Below are 20253 nucleotides of genomic sequence, written 5' to 3'. Positions count from 1 at the left end.
CCTAAGAGAAATCTGGAAAACTTCCCAAGCAGGTCATGCCAAAAATGAGGGCCTGAATCTCATTTCCAACATTTAGTACTTGCTGACTATAAACAGGCGTTTTAAAAACAAGCATTTCTAAAACATCAAAATCGATTCTTTTGACAGAATTTGATGATGGTAATCTCATCAAAAAGCTATTTAAATCAATTTTTAGAAAAAACATTTGTGGTAAGTTTAAGTTAAGTGTAAGTTTGTTCTATTTTTGCTTATGGTCAATTTGAATTTATCTTATGGTAAATTTGACTACAAGTGTAAAACAAATTTTCTATATTAACAAAATATTAGGGTTATTTTTTTTCGATTCTGATTAATCCTAATCCATTTTTATTAATGTTGTAAAATCTAAAGTAGAATTGAAATAAAAAATATATAAAAATCAACGTTTTATAAAATTGACAATCAGTCATTTAAGAAATAACCTATATCAAAGAGCTTTTCTTACTTATTTTTAAAAGCCTGATTATCAATTTTTTGTTTCGTTAAAAAAAATATAAGGCTTTCAAAAAGGTTAATAATCAATTTATTTATTTAATTTGTCAAAATTTATCTCATATATGGTTGAAAATGTAGACGACAAAACTGCCCAAAAAAATGAAAACAGTGCGATGAATGCCATCACGATTGACTGTGTCATTTTTGGTTTCGACAAAGGCAGTCTTGAAGTGCTTTTGGTGCAGCATGCCGAAGGTATCAGTAAAGGAAAATGGGGACTTCCGGGTGGATGGATTTATAAAAAGGAAAGCACAGACAATGCGGCTCACCGCTTATTGAATGAGCTTACTGGTCTTGATAACATTTATTTGGAACAGCTGAAAGCATTTGGAGATCCAGATCGTTTTCCGCTGCGACGTGTTATTACGATTGGGTATTATGCTCTTGTAAAAAGAGAAGATTATAATATTAAAGCAGGTTTTACAGCTTCGGATGCGCAATGGTATAAAATTGATAACATTCCGAATTTGATCTATGATCATAACGAGATCTTAGATTACAGCATAAAACATCTTAGAAGTAAAGTACGCCAAACGCCAATCGGATTCAATCTGCTTCCCGAAAAATTTACCTTATTGCAATTAATGCAACTGTATGAAGAAATTTTAGGAATTGAAATGGATAAACCCAACTTTAGAAGAAAAATTCTTCACATGAAACTGTTGGTTGCTTTAGACGAAAAACAACAAGATGTTTCGCATAGAGCGGCTCAGTTGTATAAATTTGATCCTGAAATCTATGAGAAATTAACTGAAAAGGGATTCAATTTTGAGTTCTAATTTTCAATACACAATTATAATACGACAACAACAAATTGACTGAAATAACTACTAACCATCACAAACCAGCCGTAGACGGAATCACAATAGACTGTGTTTTCTTCGGATTTAACAAAGAGAGTCTCGAAGTGCTCTTGGTACAGCATGCCGAAGGCGAAAGTAAAGGCAAATGGGGACTTCTTGGCGGATGGCTTCAAATAGACGAAAGTGCAGATAATGCTGCTCAGCGAATTTTACAGGAACTTACGGGTCTTGAAAACATCTATTTAGAACAGTTAAAAGCATTTACAAATCCGCAGCGCGTTCTCGAAAGACGCGTGGTTACTATTGGTTATTATACTTTGGTCAATAGAGAAGATTATAATATTAAAGCCAGTTTAAAAGTTTTCGAAGCCAAATGGTTCAAGATAAATGAAATTCCAGATTTGATTTTTGACCATAACGAAATTCTTGATTTCAGTTTATTGCAGTTGCGAAACCGAGTGCGTCAGGCTCCAATTGGTTTTAATCTTCTTCCAGAAAAATTTACTCTATTGCAGCTAATGCATTTGTATGAAGAAATTTTAGGAATCGAATTGGATAAATCTAATTTCAGACGAAAAGTGCTTCACATGAAACTGCTAACTGAATTGGATGAAAAACAAAAAGACGTTTCGCATCGAGCGGCCAAGCTTTATAAATTTGACCCCGAAATGTATAAGAAATTAACAGAAAAAGGATTCAATTTTGAATTTTAATGCTATTTTTAATTCTTTACAATCAACTATCCTATATCTAGATTCCAGAATCCAAAACTTTGCGCTATCTTTGCGCCTTAATAACATGCTTTAAGGCAATTGCTTTAGGCTGTTTTACACCAAAAAAATACTTAAAACTCGATAGAGAACTGATATACTAAAATGAAGAAGATTCGTAACTTTTGCATTATTGCACACATTGACCACGGTAAAAGTACATTGGCGGACAGATTATTAGGCGCAACACAAACCGTTACAGCTCGTGAAGAAAAAGCACAATTGCTTGACAACATGGATCTGGAGCGTGAGCGTGGAATCACCATTAAGAGTCATGCTATTCAGATGGAATACACCTACAAAGGTGAAGAATACATTCTGAATTTGATTGATACTCCAGGCCACGTAGATTTTTCATACGAAGTTTCAAGATCTATTGCTGCTTGTGAAGGAGCGTTATTAATTGTTGATGCGGCTCAGAGTATTCAGGCACAAACAATTTCAAATTTATATTTAGCGCTTGAGAACGACTTAGAAATCATTCCGGTTTTGAATAAAGTCGATTTACCAAGTGCAAACCCTGAGGAAGTTAGTGATGATATTATCGATTTATTAGGATGTAAATTAGAAGATATTATTCACGCTTCAGGAAAAACTGGTTATGGTGTTGAGAACATTCTTGCTGCCATTATCGAAAAAATTCCTGCTCCAAAAGGAAATCCAGAAGAACCATTGCAAGCTTTGATTTTTGACTCGGTTTATAATCCGTTCCGCGGAATCGAGGTAATCTTTAGAGTTGTAAATGGTGAAATCAAAAAAGGCCAGAAAATTAAATTCATGGCTACTGACAACGAATACTTTGCTGACGAAATTGGAACTTTAAAACTAAATCAGGTCCCTAAAAATGTAGTTTCAGCAGGAGATGTTGGTTATTTGATTTCTGGAATCAAAGAAGCGCGTGAAGTAAAAGTTGGTGATACGATTACAGATGCAAAAGTTCCTACAACAAATATGGTTGCTGGTTTTGAGGATGTAAAACCAATGGTATTCGCAGGTATTTATCCTGTTGATACAGAAGATTATGAAGATTTACGTTCTTCAATGGAAAAATTACAATTGAATGACGCTTCGTTAGTTTTTACTCCTGAAAGTTCTGCAGCATTAGGATTTGGTTTCCGTTGCGGATTCTTAGGAATGCTTCACATGGAAATTATCCAAGAGCGTTTGGAGCGTGAGTTTGATATGACTGTAATTACTACGGTTCCTAACGTTTCGTATTTAGCTTACACTAAAAAAGAGCCAGAAAAAGCTATTGTTGTAAACAACCCTTCAGATTTACCAGAACCTTCAAAACTTGACAGAGTTGAAGAGCCTTTTATTAAAGCTACGATTATTACAAAATCTGACTTTGTTGGAAACGTAATGAGTTTATGTATCGAAAAACGTGGTTTAATTACCAACCAAACGTATTTAACTACAGAAAGAGTTGAATTGAATTTCGACATGCCGTTGGCGGAAATTGTATTCGATTTCTACGATCGTTTGAAAACAGTTTCTAAAGGTTACGCTTCTTTTGATTATTCTCCAATCGGTATGAGAACTTCAAAATTAGTTAAATTGGACGTTCTTTTAAACGCACAAACAGTTGATGCGCTTTCTGCATTGATCCACGAAGATAACGCTTACAATATCGGTAAGAAAATGACTGAGAAATTGCGTGAATTAATTCCAAGACAGCAATTTGATATTCCGATTCAAGCTGCAATTGGAGCTAAGATTATCGCTCGTGAAACCATTAAAGCACTTCGTAAAGACGTTACAGCAAAATGTTACGGTGGAGATATTTCACGTAAGCGTAAACTTCTTGAAAAACAGAAAAAAGGTAAAAAACGTATGCGTCAAGTAGGAAACGTTGAGATTCCTCAAGAAGCATTTATGGCTGTTTTGAAATTGAATGACTAAGCTTTTCTTTTAAATAGAAGAAAGAAACAAGAATATAGATTAAACCCGGTAGCTTTCGTTATCGGGTTTTTTGTTTGAATATAATCCGTTTCTGACCTTTTAAAAAATGTAGGTTAAAACTTATTTTTTATAAAAATATTAACTTAATCGATTGTTTTTTAACGCTTTTACAAAAACTTAAAGTTAATTTTAAGATAAAATTGTATTTTTAATCTTACAACTTTAAAAAATAAAAGATTATGAAAACCAAATTATCTGTTATTCTAGCGTTATTTACATTTTACTTTGCAAATGCACAGCAAGATCAAGTTGATTCAGAAATGAAATCTGCAAAAGGTATTACTTTTCAACATGGAGATATGTTTATAGAAGGTTCTATCCAGATTACTACTGGTGGAGATCGAGACTATTATGCTTTTAATCCTAAATTTGGATATTTTCTTAATGATAAATTTGCCGTTGGAGGACAATTGAGCTATTCTAGCAATAAACTTGAAGCAACCGATGAAAAAACTAATATTTTTGGAATTGGTGGTTTCGCAAGATATTATCTATTGGAACTCGATAAAAAACGATTCAAAGCTTATGGAGAAGTAGGTTTAGGATACGGCAGAAATAAATACGAAAGTCCAATTACTGGTACAGACAACAGCAATAGTTTAACAGCCAATATCAATGTTGGTTTAAACTACTTCTTAACTAAAAACATTGCAGTTACTTTTACTCTTGCTAATTTATTATCATACAACAGTGTTTCTCCAGAAAACGGTCCATCTTCAGATACTTTCCAATTAAACATCAATTTATTTGAAAACATCTTTGATCAACCAAAATTCGGATTATTGTTTAGATTTTAATCCACTTTAATAATATAATTTAAGACCCTCAATAATTCAGTTTATTGAGGGTTTTTCTTAAGACATAAGTGTTCCGCATATTCCTAATCCAATAATTAAATATAGCGCTCCAATAATAAAGCAAATCTTTGCTCCATTTGGACTGTTTTTCTTGATTGCAAAACCAATGATTGCCATCAAAATCGGTGGCCCCACCATGATTGCTATAAAAAATGCGACCAAACCACCTAAATTACCTACTTCTAGTGCTGTCATACTATTTATACTTTAGTTCTTAATTCTTCCAGTCTTTCTATTTTATCATCTCTATAAAACAAATTCATGGTTTCAAAAGGAATTATTTTGTTATCCTTATTGACAATATGAACACAAGATTTTTTTATTGCTCTAACATCAAAATTGTAGGCATCAATAAACTGCATTATGATAATTCGAAACAAGTTGTCATAACCTAATTCTGGTGCATCAATATTGGGAAGACAGCATAATATCGATTTCAAATTTTCTTGCGCTACTTCTACAGAATTTCCTGTACTAAACAAATCTATCATTTTACCACGAAGTACTTCATCCTGCTCGTAAATAATAGTGTTTTTGCTATTGTCTAATAAATCATTCGGATTAATATATCGTGTTAACGGAAAAACTTCGTCTCCCAGTTTCAAAGCATAACCCATAACTAAAGCATCTGGATTACAGGGAACAGGAAGTAAATCATCTGAATTAAAAACTGTAGTCTGCTCCAGAATTTTTCTTCTTACTTCTGTTAAAGTCATACGATCGGTTTCTAAGTTAAAATTCTCCAATCGGCCCGCAATTTGAGTCGGCTGAAATGTAACGCCTCGAACACATTTTTGTTTTAGTGCAAACTCAATAATTTTACCAATTTCATGATCGTTTAATCCTTTTTGAAGCGTGACAACTAAAGTCGTAGACAAATTAACTTCATTTAGATTTTCTAAAGCTTGTTTTCGTATTTCACTTAAATCGGCTCCTCGCAGTTCTTGCAATACACTATCTTCAAAAGAATCAAACTGAAGATAGATTTCAAAATCTGGAGCATAGCTTTTTAGTCGCTGAACGAATTCTTTATCTTTTGCAATTTTAATTCCATTTGTATTTAGCATTAAATGCTTTATCGGAGTTGATTTTGCATAATCCAAGATTTCAAAAAACTCTGGATGTATGGTTGGTTCTCCTCCACTAATCTGCACTACGTCCGGTTCTTTTTCATTTTTAACAACCGTATCGAGCATAGCTTTTACTTCTTCCAGAGTTCTGTGTCTTCCGTAATTAGGAGACGAGCCTGCATAACAGGTTGGACATGTCAGATTACATCGATCGGTAACCTCAACAACTGTCAGGCAGGAATGCTGTTCATGGTCTGGACATAAACCACAGTCATACGGACAACCATAATGCGTTTTTGTATTAAAAGTATATGGCATCTCAGACGGTTTATTGTAGTTTCGGATATTCTTGTAATACTGAATATCGTCAGCAATTAAAACCTTAGAACTTCCATGTTCTGGACATCTTTTAAGCATGTAGACATTTTCGTCTTCAAAAACAATTTTAGCATCAATTCTCTTTAAGCATTCTGGACAAAGGCTTAATGTAAAGTCATAATAAGTATATTTTCTAACTGGCATTTTTTACAAATAAATTTAAAATTGTTTTGTTATAATAAAGCAGACATATTAAACATAAAATCTGAATCGAACTTATGCCAAAAATCAGGAAATGATTTGGTTTTAAAAATTCTACAAAAAAGCGAAACGCAAAATAGGCAATCATAAAATATTGAAATAGCAAGCCGTTTTTTAGATTTTTTGTTTTCAATTTCTTCAGAACAAAAAACAAAATAATCAGAAAAATTAATTCGTATAAAGCAATTGGATGTCTTTTAATACTATCTCCAAGATTCATCCCCATAAAAAAAGTTGTTTTTTTTCCGTACGTAAACTCATTTATACCAGATAAAAAACAACCCATTCTACCTATAAAAATTCCCAGAATAATTGGAAAAGTAAATAAATCGCCTGATGATTCTTTTTCTCCTATAATTTTCTTGGCAATTTCAACTCCTAATAATCCGCCAAACAATCCTCCCATAATTGTCTTTGCATTGAAGAGTTCTAAAATTGATCTTGCATCAAGATGAAAAACAGGATTTTCTAGAAAACCCATAATTCTAGAGCCCAAAAAAGCTCCAATTGCCGCTCCCAATATGATCGATAATCTATTGGAAGAAACAATAGTATCATTGGTTCTTTTTCTTAAAAAAACGTAATATCGATAACCTAAAAAAAATGCCAGATATTCTAAAACTAAATGGATATTAATTTCATAACCAAAAATAACTGGCTCAAAAGGTAACTTCATTCTTTATGCGAGAATTTAATAATATAATTCTGTAAAGATGCAAAAAAATGTTTAAATTCATTCGACTTATAAAGTAAAGCTGTTTCAATTTGGAACAGCTTTTTTATTTCTACAAAGATTAAACCTTTGTAACTTTGAACCTTTAACCTTTGAACCTAAAAAAGAAAAATGCTCGACGAAACTCCAAAACGATTTAACCGTATTGTTGCCATTCTTATTCAGTTGCAATCTAAAAAAATTGTAAGGGCTCAAGAATTGGCCGATCGTTTTGAGTGCAGTTTAAGAACTATTTATAGAGACATCAGAACTTTGGAAGCGTCTGGAGTTCCTATTTATAGTGAGGCTGGTGTTGGTTATGCGCTGATGGATGGTTACAGGCTTCCACCAGTGATGTTTACTCGTGAAGAAGTGAGCAGTTTTATTGCTGCCGAAAAATTAATGCAAAAGTTTACCGATCCTTCTTTGGGAACACATTATGCGTCGGCGATGTACAAACTGAAATCAGTTTTAAGAAGTACTGATAAAGATTACCTTTCGACTATCGAATCAAAAATCGTGATGCAGACCGCAGAACCGATGTTTAATGATAATTCGCCAAATACTTTGGCTGTTCTTTTTGAAGGAATTGCTGAGAAAAAGCAAATTCTTTTAACCTATAAAACTTTTGATAAAGACGAAACAACACAGCGTAATCTTGAACCAATAGGCGTTTTTCATGATAATAACAATTGGTATTTTCTCGGATATTGCCATCTTAGAAAAGATTACAGACAATTTAGAACCGACAGAATTCAGGGAATTAAAAAAACAGATGCTGATTTTACGATCGAACACGATGCACTGGAAACCTATTTAATTAAAACTGAAACTTGTCCAACAACAAAAGTTCGTATTTTAATTGACCGAAAAATAGCGCGATATTTAGCAAGCGAAAGAAAATATCATGGCTTTATTTCTCAAAAAGATGTGGGAGAAAAAATCGAAATGACTTTTATGTCCAGAGATATAAACAATGCTTTTCCGAGATGGTTTTTAATGTTTGGAGATTATGCAGAAATTCTCGAGCCTGAAATATTAAAAACCAATGTCTTGGAATTATTGGAAATCAACAGAAAGAGACTTTTATAAAAAAACTCCTGAGAGTTATCTCAGGAGTTTTTTCATTTATTTCTGTTTTATAACATTATAGAAATTATAATCGGTGTTTGAAGCATCTGTAATTCCGACATTTCGTCCCATTGTTACAATCTGTCCTCTATGATAAGTGCCATGATTGATAACTTGAATTAAATATTCAGAAATTGGCAATTCGCATTCAAACCACGGATTGGTAATTTTTACTTCTTTCATCAAATCTTCTTCTGACAATGAATTGATAAGATGTTTCAATCTTGTAGATGAATTTAATAATCCAGCAAATATTTCTTCTTTTGACAATTCGCTTTCTGGCTTCTTTTCTGCCAAATCGTTTTCAGAAATTACTGAAAACCAATATTCTTCAGTAGACCAGATATGATCTAGCGTTTTCATAATAGTAGAAAAACTCGATTGAACTTCTGCATAAAGCAATTCATCCGCTTTTGGCGAAAGCCAGTTTACAAATTGCTGGTTTACCCATAAATTGTAATCTGCAAAATTGGACATTATCTTCTTTAAACTCATAGTCTTAATTTTAGATTTCTGATATTAAGTTAGTAAAAAATTATCAATTATCTCTCCCAGAAAAATGGCGGTTCGATATTTAATGCTCTTAAATAAACGTAAGCTTGTCCACGGTGATGCACTTCATTATCAATAAAATATAAGATATTCTGAATTACAGGAAATTCATATTGCCCAAAAAGATTAAAGGTTTCGCTAAAATCCTCAACTGATAATTGTTCCCAATATTTATTGATTTCTGCAGTAGCTTCATCCCATTTTTCAAGATATTGTGCTTTGAAAATTAGTTTTTCAGTTCCTTCTGCAAATGGTGCAGTTTCTTTCGTTACAATTCCTTTTAAACCTGGAACTGCAATTGCCAAAAGTTCATCTACCAATTTTGAGAAAGGTCTCATTCCACCAATTGAAAATTCAAAGAAATCTTTCTCTGGAAAAATCTCAATTAAACGACGTGTAAGTGCTCTATGCCCTTGCCAGTGTTTCAATAAATCTTCTGAAGTAATAACTTGTGCTTCTAATGTTTTCATGGTTTTAAAGTTTAAATATTTTTAATACTTCAAAAGTAAAATGGGCCGGTGACAACAGTTTGTCAGCAGCAAAAAAAATATTTTAAAAAATATTCTTCACCAGGTTTTAGACGCATTGCAGTGCATCTCTACAGAATAAACATGTGATAAAAAACTTAGAACCTTAGTATCTCAGAATCTTAGCATCTTTAAAAAAATCCTTTGTACCTTTGCACCTTAATAACTTTGGAACTTAACAGAAATGATTGAAGATAAAAATCAGCAGAGAACTAGTATAGCTCAATTGGGCGAATTCGGTTTAATTGACCATTTAACCAAAAACTTTGATGTTACTCAAGAATCGACTTTAAAAAGTATTGGTGACGATGCAGCTGTTCTTGATTTTAAAGACAAAAAAGTAGTAGTTTCTACCGATTTACTGATTGAAGGAGTTCATTTTGATTTGGCTTACATGCCTTTAAAACATTTAGGATACAAAGCAGTTGTAGTGAATGTTTCGGATATTTGTGCGATGAATGCAAAACCAACTCAAATTACGGTTTCGGTTGCAGTTTCTAATCGTTTCCCGCTTGAAGCTTTAGAAGAATTGTTTGCAGGAATTACGCACGCAGCAAAAGAATATAAAGTTGATGTTATTGGCGGAGACACAACCTCATCTCAAAAAGGATTAATTATCAGTATAACAGCAATTGGAGAAGCTGATGAAAATGAATTGGTTTACAGAAACGGAGCCAAACAAACTGATTTGCTAGTTGTAACAGGAGACCTTGGCGCTGCTTATATGGGACTGCAGGTTTTAGAACGCGAAAAACAGGTTTTTCAGGTTAACCCAAACAATCAGCCAGATTTAGATCCTTACACCTATTTGGTAGAACGCCAATTGAAGCCCGAAGCGCGAAAAGATGTTCGTACCTTACTTCATGCTTTAGATATAAAACCAACTTCAATGATTGACATTTCAGACGGATTATCTTCTGAGATTATCCATATCTGTAAGCAATCAAAAGTGGGCTGTAATTTGTATGAAGACAAATTGCCATTAGATCCGCAGTTTATTTCTACTTGTGAAGAATTTAATATCGACAGTACAACAGTTGCCATAAACGGCGGCGAAGATTACGAGCTTTTATTTACAATTGACATTAATGATTTTGACAAAATAAAAGGAAATCCGAATTTCTCTGTTATCGGTCACATGGCAGAAGAAAATGAAGGAATCCATCTTGTAACCCGCGCCAACACAAAAATTGCCTTAAAAGCTCGCGGATGGGATGCTTTGAGTGAATAGTTTGAGTTTTCAGTCACGGTCGCAGTACGCAACAGTACACTAAATTAAAAATCCTATCAGATTTCAAGAACCTGATAGGATTTTTTATTACGAAGTTTTGTTCTAAAAATCTAAAATTTTAAAACAGTCCTTTGCTTTTTGCTTCTTTGACCAAATCATGATCAGAACCGTTTCTTATTTTTAGCAGTTCCATTAAATGTTTTTTTCGTTTCACGATAGCATTTAATGAAATTGGAATATTTTCCAGCATTTCATGAATTGGAGTTCCTTTATCCAAATGAATTAATATCTGTTTATCGTATTGATCAATCTCGATTGCATTGTGCGCGGATTGATTCAGCATTTTTACAACCGATTGGCTGTAATATTTCTCATTCTTCATGACTTTATCAAAAGCCAGAAGCAATTCGTCAAAAGTAAGGTCATTTTTAATGATTAATCCATTGGGCTGAATTGTTCTGATAATAGTTTTAATTTTCAGCAATTCGGTATACATCGTCAAAAGTATAATCTTGCAAGAAGGCATTTTCTTTAAAAGCAATTTTGCCAAATCTTCGCCAGAAAAAATCTCTTTTTCTTCATAAGGAGGCATACTGATATCCAAAAAAGCAATATCAAAACCAGTTGTGCTATTATTTTCTATTATATCATAACCTGACCTACAATCGTGTGCCTGCGAAATTAAAAACTCATATTGCTTTGGATTATAACGAGTTATAGCATTCTTATATCCTTCAATAATAAAAGGATGATCATCTACTATTAAAATATTCTTATTAACTAAATGTGGAACTGAAGCTGGTAAATCAAATGTCATTATGCAGGTTGTTATTTGGCTCTATTGGGATTTTTATAGTCAGAATTGTTCCTTCTCCTTTGGCAGATTTTATGGTAACTGTTCCCTTACACTCTGTTGCTCTATATTCAATATTATGCAGACCAATTCCGTTTTTAGTCTTATTGGCATTAAATCCAATTCCGTCATCTTCGATTGTTAAAACCAGATCATTATTTACATTTTTAAACTCCACTCTAATAATATCTGCATTAGCATATTTATTACAATTCTGGAGCCCTTCCTGAACAATTCTATACAAATTAATTTTGTCCATATTACTGATCAAATCCCATTTAATCTCAGGATCAAAAACAGTAATCAATTTCGAACTATATGTATTTATCTGATTTTCAAATAGTTTGTTTAAAATCGAAACGAAATTATTAATTAATTCTGATTTTTCTCTATTTAAGTCATGCGAAATTTCGCGAATATCTTGTTCAACATTTTTTAGTTCAGCAAGATATTTTTTTCTCTTAGAAATAGCTTCAGATTCATCTAGTTTATCGAGACTATCGAGGCTTATTCTAATACCAAACATACGTCCTAAAACACCATCGTGCAATTCCTGCGCTACCTTTTTCTTTTCTTTCAATCTCGTAAGCTCAATTTCGTTCTGTTGCGAAATCATCAAATTGTAAATATCTTCGTTTGCAATCTGCTGTTGCTGTTTAAAAAGTAGTTCACGATTTCTGGCCTGCTGCGTTTTGTAAACATAAAAAAACAACCCGAGCAATGTACAAATACTAAAAACATAAACCAAAGTTTTATTCTTTTCCTGAAGATTGGAATTTTGATCTTTAATTTCATTGGTTTCGTACTCGATGCGAGAAAATTTTTCGCCCATATTCCGTTCTGCTTTCAGCATTTTATCATTAAGGAATATATATTCTTTAGAATACCGAGACGCATTTTTGGGATCTACAACTGCAAGTTGTTTTAAAGCTTGCAATGTATTATTTAATTTATCAGAAGAACGCGAAAGGAATAAAGCTTGTTTAGAAAGTTCAATAGCTCTTATAGTATCTTTTTTTAAAGCATAATATTCAGACAAATGAATTTGATTTGAAATCATTTCCATTTTTAATCCTAAACTATCTCTAATTTTTAAAGATCTATATAACTGACTCGAGAGACTATCCATTCTATTAGATTTTAGTTTAGAATAAGCTAAATTATCTAACAACATTGCATATAGTGCAGTTCTTTCCTCAAATAGATTTTTTTCTTGCAGTCCCTTCTGAAAATAAGATATTGCCTCCTTGTAATTTTTCATCCGTAGATAAACAAACCCAATATTATTTAACGAAGCTGCTTTCCATTGAAAATCTAGCGGTATGGCCTTATCTTCTAAAGTACTTAATGCTTTATTCTGATATTCTAATGCTTTACTATACTCCTCTCTTTCATTATATAGTATACCGAGAAGATTATAACACTCATAAAGTTGTTCATTAACATCTTTTTTCGTCTTTAAGATTTCTAAAGCCTTAAAAACTGATATTTCACTCTCAAAAAAATCAGACTCATTATACTGAAGACTCGCTTTGCTTATTAGTGTTTTTGCTAAATTATACTGATCATTAATCTGCAAATAAATCTTTTGAGCCTTAAAATAGCTTCTAAAAGCACTATCTGAGATCATTCTATTGCTATAGTAGTCCCCTAGATAAGTATATGCTTTCGCCATATATGCTGAATCCTTAGAAATTATGGCTCTATTCAAAACAAGCTCAGATATTACTTTAAATGATTCTAAATCATTCATATTAAAATATCGATTGGCTATCTTGAACAAATTTGCTCTAGTAAGAGAATCGTTTTTATTTTTTTCTATTATAGAAAAAGCTTTTCGGGTGTACTTCTGTTTAGATTCGTAGCTTAAATTTATATCATTAGCTAATGACAAATAAACAGGAAGACTATCCTCTGAAGAATTTGCATTCTTGGCTAAATTATTTTTCTTGGTACAGCCAATAAAAAATAACACCAGAAATAAAAACAATATTATTTGGATTTTTTTTTTCAATATAATTGCGAATTTTCCCAAAAATAATAAAAAAAAAAGCTGTCAAAAATTTGACAGCTTAAATATTTTTATGTTTGCTTTATTTCAAAACTTAATCTAGTTTTTTATTTGCACCTAAAGATTGATTAATTCCATTAAAACTTGCTTGATTATTTTTTGCTAATGACTCTTGATTGCTCATTAATTCATCGTGTTTTCTAGTACCGCCTGTAGCTCCTTTACCATCAACTGGCGGAACAATGCTTGATTTCTCACTTGAAAGAGTAGAAGTTGTTGGGTTTGCAAAAGAAGTTGCTACTACTACTAAAGAAAATAATCCGATTGTTAAAGCTGTTTTTTTCATGACCTGAGGTTTTAATTTTTGTTTTAATTTTTGGAGAAGATCCGCTTTTTGCATGCGAATCAGAGTGTAAAACTAACACGAGGTTGAAAAAAAATTTATACGAAAAATTGGGTTTATGGTAAATCATACCCAATTGATAGTCAATGGATAGCAAATCTGTGTAAATATCTAGTTTTTAGACTTCTAGATAATTTCCCGATGCAAAATCGGCAATTATCTGCTCTACATTTGCTCTGTAGGTTTTAGAAAAAGGAATCTTTTTTGTGGAGTTTTTTATGTAACAGATTGAGTTTCCGCTATGAATCCTAGAAATGTAGTTTCTATTTATTACATAACTGTTATGAATACGGATAAAAGGATACGTCAAAACACTTTCAAAATGCTTTAACGTTTTAAAGGCCGTAATCATTTCACCATTATTCAAATAAATATCGGTAGAGTTATTATCGGCTTGAAAGTAACAGATATCTTCAGCATTTAAATACCGATAATCTCCATATGATTTTATACAAATGGTTAATGGTTTTTCGATATTTTGAGGAATGGTTACGTTATTTACGTTATCAATTACGATAGAAGTCGGCTCTTCTATAAATTGCGGTGTTTTGCTATCTAAATTAGCTTTTTTAAGCCTTAAAACCGATTTTAGAAGCTCAAGATGTGCAACAGGCTTTAAAAGGTAATCAAAGACACCATATTGAATTGCATCAAAAGATTTCTCTCTTGTATTTGTAGTAATTATAATTTTGGGGATTTCCTGAAAGAAACGGTATAATTCGCTTATAAAAGACAAAGACAAATGACTTGACAGATTTTTGGGCTCGATTTCGAGAAAAATCAAAGCTGGCTTGTTTTCTAAAACCAAGTCTAAACCTTCTTGAAAATTTGAAGCCGAAGCCATAAAAGATAATTCTGAAAAACCTGAAGCGGTTGTTTGGGTTTTCAAAATACTCTCAGCGTCATCATCAATTATAATATACGAATACTTTTTCAATTTCAGGTTTTGTTGGTTTTCTCACGGCGCAATCATAATCAAAAAAATGCTTTTAATTGCAATGTGGAGAAAAAAAATTGGTCTTTGCGCTAATAGAAATTTAAAATTACATATTTAAACTTTTTAAACACTTCATTGTTAACACATTAAGACAAAATGTTGATACATAAGGATGAAATGCAAAAAAAACCGATAAAATACCTGTTTTTTAAAATCAAAAATCCCAAACTCCTTTATGGAATTTGGGACTTCTATAATAAACTGTAAAGATTACATTCTCATTAACCAGTTTTTCATCGAAACTTCGTTTTCGATAATTCCTCTTAATTCAGTAATTTTTACACGATCTTGTTTCATTGTATCTCTATGACGAATTGTTACTGTTTCGTCTTCAAGCGTTTGGTGATCTACTGTAATACAGAAAGGCGTTCCTAAAGCATCTTGTCTTCTGTAACGGCGTCCTACAGCATCTTTTTCATCATAAGCAACGTTGAAATCCCATTTTAAATCTTCGATGATTTTTCTTGAAACTTCTGGCAAACCATCTTTTTTAACCAATGGCAATACCGCTGCTTTTGTTGGCGCTAAAACTGCTGGCAATTTTAAAACTGTTCTTGTAGAACCGTCTTCTAATGTTTCTTCTTTTAACGAAGTAGCAAAAACTGCCAAGAACATACGATCTAAACCTACAGAAGTTTCTACTACATAAGGAACATAGTTTTCGTTTAATTCAGGATCAAAATATTGCAATTTTCTTCCAGAATATTCTTCGTGCGCTTTTAAGTCGAAATCTGTACGAGAGTGAATTCCTTCCAATTCTTTAAATCCGAATGGGAAATTAAATTCAATATCAGCTGCTGCGTTTGCGTAGTGCGCTAATTTCTCATGATCATGAAAACGGTAATTTTCTTTTCCTAATCCTAAAGATAAATGCCATTTTAGACGAGTTTCTTTCCAGTATTCGTATGATTTCATTTCTTCTCCTGGACGTACAAAAAATTGCATTTCCATTTGTTCGAACTCACGCATACGGAAAATAAATTGTCTAGCAACAATCTCGTTTCTGAAAGCTTTACCTGTCTGAGCAATTCCAAAAGGAACTTTCATACGACCTGATTTCTGAACATTTAAAAAGTTCACAAAAATACCTTGAGCCGTTTCTGGACGCAAATATAAATCCATTGCATTCTCTGCAGATGCACCTAATTTTGTTCCAAACATCAAGTTAAATTGCTTAACCTCTGTCCAGTTTTTAGAACCCGTTTCAGGATCAGAAATTTCAAGCTCTTCAATTAATGCTTTTACATCAGCCAAATCACCTGCTCCCAAAGAACGACCTAAACGCTCTCTGATTTCTTTTTCTTTAGCTAAATATTCAATTACACGAGCATTTGTAGTCACAAATTCTTGTTCGTTGAATGCATCACCAAAACGAGCTTTTGCTTTGTCAATTTCTTTTTGTGCTTTTTGGTGAATTTTTTCAGCATGATCTTCAACCAAAACGTCAGCTCTATATCTCTTTTTAGAATCTTTATTATCAATTAATGGATCATTGAAAGCGTCAACGTGACCAGAAGCTTTCCAAGTTGTTGGATGCATTAATATTGCAGCATCAAGGCCGACAATATTTTCATTCATCTGAACCATTGATTTCCACCAATATTCACGGATATTCTTTTTTAATTCGACACCGTTTTGTGCGTAATCGTATACAGCACTTAAACCATCGTAAACTTCGCTTGACGGAAAAATAAATCCGTACTCTTTTGCGTGCGAAACCACATTCTTAAATATATCTTCTTGTTTTGCCATAGTGATGCAAAAATATAAAAACTAGCTGTATAAAAAAGAAAAATTATAAAGATTGAAGCTTTGATTTTGTTACTTTTGTAAATAAAATCTCTCTTTTTGTGATTAATTACCTAATAAATCTATTTTTCCCTAAAGTCTGTAGCGGATGCCAATCACTTTTGCTTCAGAATGAAACAGTTTTCTGCACCAGTTGCCGACATGAAATGCCTCTAACCCAATATCATTTAGATTCAAAAAATGAAGCTGTAAAAAAGTTTTATGGCAAGATTGATATTCAATTTGCCTCTGCATTTTTATACTTTAATAAAAAGGGAATGGTCCAGGAACTCATTCATAATTTAAAATACAAAGGCCATCAGGAAATAGGAACTGTTTTAGGAAATTGGTATGCCGAAGATTTAAAAGAACTTCAATTCGAAATTCCTTTTGATGCTGTAATACCAGTTCCGCTACATAAAAGAAAATTTAAGGAACGTGGCTACAATCAAGTTACTACTTTTGGAAGAGCAATTGCTGACGGCTTTCAAATTCCTTTTAATGAAAAACTCTTGTTTCGTAAAATATATTCTAAGACTCAATCTAAAAAAAATCTTTTGGGCAGATCTGAAAATATCGAAAACATTTTTGATGTTGAATTCGATGAATCCGATCATCATAAACATTTTTTAATTGTAGACGATGTTTTCACGACAGGCGCAACAATTGAAGCCTGTTCTCGGGCTTTGTTAAAAATTCCAGGCGCTAAAATCAGTATGATTTGTATGGCGATGGCGCATTAAGGTTTTAAAGTTTCTAGAATTAATTCACCAATATTTTTTTTATTTCTTTTCTGTTGCCATCTGTAACCGTTACAAAATAAAGGCCTGAAGGAACATCTGGCAATTGAATATCTTGAATAAAATATCCTGAACCTTGAAAAGTTCTATCGTAAACATATTTTCCAGTAATATCGTTAACGTAAACTTTAATCTCGCTTACCGAATCTCGATCAAATTGTACTGTAAAAGTTCCTTTGTTTGGATTTGGATATGCAATAAAATCAGCATTCTTAAAATCTTCATTTCCTAATGTATAGGTTTTAGAACAAATATTTACTGAAGCAGAATTTATTGTTCCCAAAGCCCCTACAGTATCATCAAGAACTCTAAAAGTCCAATTCCCCTGTTGATTTTCTCCATTAAAAGCACTTAAAACAGTCGAAGGAATTACAATCTGGCTAGTAGTTGTATTACAGTTTAAAGCAGTTCCGCTATCATCAAACTGTAAAGCAAAAGTCGAATTTGTACTTCCACAGTTTTTATTAAATAAAGTCACAACTGTACCACTTGGGCTTATAATTTGCATTGTCAAATCTGAAAATCTCGCATGTGTTACATTAACCGAAACATTAACATCTGAAACTAATCCAGATGAAGCGGGCACAGAAACTGTTTTGTTTACACTAACACTATCGCCCGTTGAATATCCTCCACCAAAATTATAAGAAGAACAATCTGTCGAAACAGTATATCCTACAGCAAATGGTTTACTATTTAAAGCATAATAAATATTACCAACTGGCTCTATTAAAAGTCTGCAATTTGTAGCGGCATCAATTTCTGGAACCAATATCGTTTCTGAGCCATCATTTGGAGTATTAGAAGCCAAAACAATTGGATATGTTAATCCACCATCTACAGATAATTTAATATTTACACTTGATGATCCCACAAGTGTATTGGTGTTATTTACACTCCAAGTAATAGTTTGCGCCGATCCTTTTGCCCAACCAAGATTATCATCTGCTTGTGAAGTCACTGCAAATGGACCAGCAGCTGCACTTACCGTTACGACCATCGCTGCTGTATTGGTTTGCGCCTTTCCTTGTGCTGCATTGTCTCTTCCCGTAAGAGTAAAATTCATTGTTTTGGCAATAGAAGAAACAGATTCCCAACTTGTGGTCAGCTGATTATTTAATACTGAGCTTAAAGCTGGCATGTAACGAACTGGCGAAGCTGTTGGCGGAAAAGACCTAAACATTGGCCCGTCTGTTTTTGTTGCAGATGCAAAACTATTGCCTGCAAAAGCAGATGTAGCACTATCAAATTGTTCCCATGTATAGGTAATCGAATTTCCTTCAGGATCAGAACCTGTTCCTGTCAAAATAAATGGTGTGCTGATTGGAATTGTATAATTTGAACCCGCGTTTATAAATGGCGGATTATTATCAACAATAGGAGTAGATACTGGACACGTTTTTCCTGCTAGATTATTCTGTATTTGACTAATACTAGCATAAGAAAAATAGTCGTCAGAATGATCTTGAATATTATATCCTTTGGTTACTCCTGCATATCCCATAATAGTCGAACCACTTCCTGGTTCATAACAGGTTCCATAACCTTCATTTTGAAAAGAAAAAGTATGTGTACCTCCAAGCTGATGTCCCATTTCATGCGCCACAAAGTCAATATCAAAATTATCCCCTTGCGGTCTCGCATCTGCTGGGGATGTAAAAGCGCTGCCTTTTCCGATAGGCTGACTAGAAGTAGGACTAACACATGCGCAACCAATACAACCTGCGTTTCCTCCACCACCAGAAGCTCCAAATAAATGACCAATGTCATAATTGGCCTCGCCTATAACATTGGTTAATGTTGTCTGCACTTCTTTGGCCCAAGGCCCTCCATCTGCTGCGCCGACAGATGCAATAGAATAAGGATCAGTAGAAGCATCTGTATAAATGACAGCATCATTATTTGCAATTAAAATTAATTGTACTGCGAGATCTCTATTAAAAATACCATTTACTCGGGTTAAAGTAGCATTCATTCCTGCTAAAGCTCCCGCTTTTGTTCCTCCAAAAAAAGCTGTATACTCTCCTGTGCAGGATAGTGCCAATCGAAGTGTTTTAAATTGTTTAGCGTTTGAAGCTGTTTTAGCAGTAGTAGAAGATTTATTTTCGGAAACCATATTAGTTGTTTTACATTCCAAAAACATTTTTGAAGTTGCATTGTCTGCCGCCTTATACAAAACATATTCAGATTTATTGTCTGGATTTTGTTCTATATATTCGGTTGGTTTTGCTCCACGAAAAACCATGGTTTGGATTCCGATTGGAGCTACACTGAAATGTATTTTAGCGTTTCTATCGTCTATTCCTCGACCTTCATAAGACCTGATTTCGGGATATTTTGCCTGTAATTCTGGATCAAAATTAGAGGATTCCCAAACCGAAAAACGTTCCAAAATTCCATTAGTATTTGGAATCGTAATTTCTGATGTTGTATTATTTACGGTTTTATTTGATGCCGAAGCTAGTTTAGAGCTTAGAAGATTTGCATTTAATTTATAATATAATTTAGCAGAACTTACACCATCAGCTTTTCGCAAAAGCGATGAAGAAGTTACCTTCTGCCATAGAATATCTTGTGCATTGATATTTGCACAACAAAAAATTAAAAATATACAAAGTAGTTGTTTTTTCATACTCTTAAAATATAGTATCAAAATTACTTCAATTAATTTGA

Annotated in this window: 19 protein-coding genes; 7 read left to right on the top strand and 12 right to left on the bottom strand. The window is 33.0% G+C overall.

The annotated features are described in order from the left end of the window. Nucleotide 1: 1 nt before the first annotated feature. A complete protein-coding gene (locus LPB248_RS12345; protein ID WP_177211710.1) occupies nucleotides 2-169 on the bottom strand; it encodes a hypothetical protein in 168 nt (55 codons plus the stop codon). A 427-nt stretch (nucleotides 170-596) separates the two neighbouring features. Between LPB248_RS12345 and LPB248_RS12340 the strand changes: the two genes are divergently transcribed. The 4 genes from LPB248_RS12340 (at nucleotide 597) to LPB248_RS12325 (ending at nucleotide 4866) form a co-directional block, all read left to right on the top strand. After that, nucleotides 597-1313, top strand: coding sequence for an NUDIX hydrolase (locus LPB248_RS12340; RefSeq protein ID WP_177211709.1), 717 nt, complete (start codon nucleotides 597-599; stop codon nucleotides 1311-1313). Nucleotides 1314-1348: 35 nt separating this feature from the next. Beyond that, on the top strand, nucleotides 1349-2050 hold the full coding sequence (locus LPB248_RS12335) for an NUDIX hydrolase (RefSeq protein WP_177211708.1): 702 nt from the start codon (nucleotides 1349-1351) through the stop codon (nucleotides 2048-2050). Nucleotides 2051-2212: 162 nt separating this feature from the next. Continuing rightward, nucleotides 2213-4009, top strand: a complete 1797-nt coding sequence (lepA, locus tag LPB248_RS12330; protein ID WP_177211707.1) for a translation elongation factor 4 — start codon at nucleotides 2213-2215, stop codon at nucleotides 4007-4009. Between the two features lie 239 nt (nucleotides 4010-4248). Beyond that, nucleotides 4249-4866: an outer membrane beta-barrel protein gene (locus tag LPB248_RS12325; protein ID WP_177211706.1), complete on the top strand. Its 618-nt coding sequence runs from the start codon at nucleotides 4249-4251 to the stop codon at nucleotides 4864-4866. Nucleotides 4867-4923: 57 nt separating this feature from the next. Here LPB248_RS12325 and LPB248_RS12320 read toward each other — a convergent pair whose 3' ends face one another. Genes LPB248_RS12320 through LPB248_RS12310 form a run of 3 tightly spaced genes read right to left on the bottom strand, consistent with a single transcriptional unit; the run spans nucleotide 4924 to nucleotide 7251 of the window. Next, entirely contained in the window at nucleotides 4924-5121 is a 198-nt protein-coding gene (locus LPB248_RS12320; protein WP_177211705.1) for a hypothetical protein, read from the bottom strand. A 5-nt stretch (nucleotides 5122-5126) separates the two neighbouring features. Beyond that, nucleotides 5127-6518 (bottom strand): radical SAM protein, encoded by a 1392-nt coding sequence (locus LPB248_RS12315; RefSeq protein ID WP_177211704.1) that lies wholly within the window; start codon nucleotides 6516-6518, stop codon nucleotides 5127-5129. Then, nucleotides 6508-7251: a prolipoprotein diacylglyceryl transferase gene (locus LPB248_RS12310; RefSeq protein WP_177211703.1), complete on the bottom strand. Its 744-nt coding sequence runs from the start codon at nucleotides 7249-7251 to the stop codon at nucleotides 6508-6510. Before LPB248_RS12310 ends, LPB248_RS12315 begins: the two co-directional genes overlap by 11 nt. Nucleotides 7252-7419: 168 nt before the next feature. Between LPB248_RS12310 and LPB248_RS12305 the strand changes: the two genes are divergently transcribed. Then, entirely contained in the window at nucleotides 7420-8379 is a 960-nt protein-coding gene (locus LPB248_RS12305; RefSeq protein ID WP_177211702.1) for a helix-turn-helix transcriptional regulator, read from the top strand. 36 nt (nucleotides 8380-8415) lie between these two features. Here the strand turns inward: LPB248_RS12305 and LPB248_RS12300 are convergent, their stop codons facing one another. Beyond that, nucleotides 8416-8913, bottom strand: coding sequence for a DinB family protein (locus tag LPB248_RS12300; protein WP_177211701.1), 498 nt, complete (start codon nucleotides 8911-8913; stop codon nucleotides 8416-8418). 47 nt (nucleotides 8914-8960) lie between these two features. Beyond that, on the bottom strand, nucleotides 8961-9440 hold the full coding sequence (locus tag LPB248_RS12295) for a DinB family protein (RefSeq protein WP_177211700.1): 480 nt from the start codon (nucleotides 9438-9440) through the stop codon (nucleotides 8961-8963). 241 nt (nucleotides 9441-9681) lie between these two features. Here LPB248_RS12295 and thiL point away from each other — a divergent pair, with 241 nt between their 5' ends. After that, entirely contained in the window at nucleotides 9682-10728 is a 1047-nt protein-coding gene (thiL, locus tag LPB248_RS12290; RefSeq protein WP_177211699.1) for a thiamine-phosphate kinase, read from the top strand. 118 nt (nucleotides 10729-10846) lie between these two features. Here thiL and LPB248_RS12285 read toward each other — a convergent pair whose 3' ends face one another. The 5 genes from LPB248_RS12285 to LPB248_RS12265 all read right to left on the bottom strand — a co-directional run bounded on the left by LPB248_RS12285 (nucleotide 10847) and on the right by LPB248_RS12265 (nucleotide 16744). After that, a complete protein-coding gene (locus LPB248_RS12285; RefSeq protein ID WP_177211698.1) occupies nucleotides 10847-11545 on the bottom strand; it encodes a response regulator in 699 nt (232 codons plus the stop codon). Further along, nucleotides 11535-13334, bottom strand: coding sequence for an ATP-binding protein (locus tag LPB248_RS12280; RefSeq protein ID WP_255462938.1), 1800 nt, complete (start codon nucleotides 13332-13334; stop codon nucleotides 11535-11537). The genes LPB248_RS12285 and LPB248_RS12280 overlap by 11 nt, the downstream gene beginning before the upstream one ends. Nucleotides 13335-13686: 352 nt before the next feature. Beyond that, the gene (locus LPB248_RS12275; RefSeq protein ID WP_177211697.1) at nucleotides 13687-13938 is read right to left on the bottom strand and encodes a hypothetical protein; all 252 of its coding nucleotides are present in this window, start codon (nucleotides 13936-13938) and stop codon (nucleotides 13687-13689) included. A gap of 175 nt (nucleotides 13939-14113) precedes the next feature. After that, nucleotides 14114-14932, bottom strand: coding sequence for a LytR/AlgR family response regulator transcription factor (locus LPB248_RS12270; RefSeq protein WP_177211696.1), 819 nt, complete (start codon nucleotides 14930-14932; stop codon nucleotides 14114-14116). 270 nt (nucleotides 14933-15202) lie between these two features. Next, the gene (locus tag LPB248_RS12265; protein ID WP_177211695.1) at nucleotides 15203-16744 is read right to left on the bottom strand and encodes a glycine--tRNA ligase; all 1542 of its coding nucleotides are present in this window, start codon (nucleotides 16742-16744) and stop codon (nucleotides 15203-15205) included. Nucleotides 16745-16842: 98 nt separating this feature from the next. Between LPB248_RS12265 and LPB248_RS12260 the strand changes: the two genes are divergently transcribed. After that, complete coding sequence (locus LPB248_RS12260; RefSeq protein ID WP_255462937.1) at nucleotides 16843-17523, top strand: ComF family protein; 681 nt, start codon at nucleotides 16843-16845, stop codon at nucleotides 17521-17523. Nucleotides 17524-17542: 19 nt separating this feature from the next. On the opposite strand, the gene LPB248_RS12255 is transcribed toward LPB248_RS12260, so the two are convergent. Beyond that, complete coding sequence (locus tag LPB248_RS12255; protein WP_177211694.1) at nucleotides 17543-20212, bottom strand: reprolysin-like metallopeptidase; 2670 nt, start codon at nucleotides 20210-20212, stop codon at nucleotides 17543-17545. Nucleotides 20213-20253: the final 41 nt, after the last annotated feature.

Source organism: Flavobacterium sp. LPB0248, assembly GCF_013388355.1.
Classification (GTDB): Bacteria; Bacteroidota; Bacteroidia; order Flavobacteriales; family Flavobacteriaceae; genus Flavobacterium.
Note: the sequence above shows the minus strand (reverse complement) of the source record. Positions and strands in the feature narration are given on the sequence as shown.

Coding starts and splice junctions, on each gene's coding strand:
- LPB248_RS12345 (WP_177211710.1), bottom strand. CDS start 169: ATGAGATTACCATCATCAAATTCTGTCAAAAGAATCGATTTTGATGTT.
- LPB248_RS12340 (WP_177211709.1), top strand. CDS start 597: ATGGTTGAAAATGTAGACGACAAAACTGCCCAAAAAAATGAAAACAGT.
- lepA (WP_177211707.1), top strand. CDS start 2,213: ATGAAGAAGATTCGTAACTTTTGCATTATTGCACACATTGACCACGGT.
- LPB248_RS12325 (WP_177211706.1), top strand. CDS start 4,249: ATGAAAACCAAATTATCTGTTATTCTAGCGTTATTTACATTTTACTTT.
- LPB248_RS12320 (WP_177211705.1), bottom strand. CDS start 5,121: ATGACAGCACTAGAAGTAGGTAATTTAGGTGGTTTGGTCGCATTTTTT.
- LPB248_RS12315 (WP_177211704.1), bottom strand. CDS start 6,518: ATGCCAGTTAGAAAATATACTTATTATGACTTTACATTAAGCCTTTGT.
- LPB248_RS12310 (WP_177211703.1), bottom strand. CDS start 7,251: ATGAAGTTACCTTTTGAGCCAGTTATTTTTGGTTATGAAATTAATATC.
- LPB248_RS12305 (WP_177211702.1), top strand. CDS start 7,420: ATGCTCGACGAAACTCCAAAACGATTTAACCGTATTGTTGCCATTCTT.
- LPB248_RS12300 (WP_177211701.1), bottom strand. CDS start 8,913: ATGAGTTTAAAGAAGATAATGTCCAATTTTGCAGATTACAATTTATGG.
- LPB248_RS12295 (WP_177211700.1), bottom strand. CDS start 9,440: ATGAAAACATTAGAAGCACAAGTTATTACTTCAGAAGATTTATTGAAA.
- thiL (WP_177211699.1), top strand. CDS start 9,682: ATGATTGAAGATAAAAATCAGCAGAGAACTAGTATAGCTCAATTGGGC.
- LPB248_RS12285 (WP_177211698.1), bottom strand. CDS start 11,545: ATGACATTTGATTTACCAGCTTCAGTTCCACATTTAGTTAATAAGAAT.
- LPB248_RS12280 (WP_255462938.1), bottom strand. CDS start 13,334: ATGAATGATTTAGAATCATTTAAAGTAATATCTGAGCTTGTTTTGAAT.
- LPB248_RS12275 (WP_177211697.1), bottom strand. CDS start 13,938: ATGAAAAAAACAGCTTTAACAATCGGATTATTTTCTTTAGTAGTAGTA.
- LPB248_RS12265 (WP_177211695.1), bottom strand. CDS start 16,744: ATGGCAAAACAAGAAGATATATTTAAGAATGTGGTTTCGCACGCAAAA.
- LPB248_RS12255 (WP_177211694.1), bottom strand. CDS start 20,212: ATGAAAAAACAACTACTTTGTATATTTTTAATTTTTTGTTGTGCAAAT.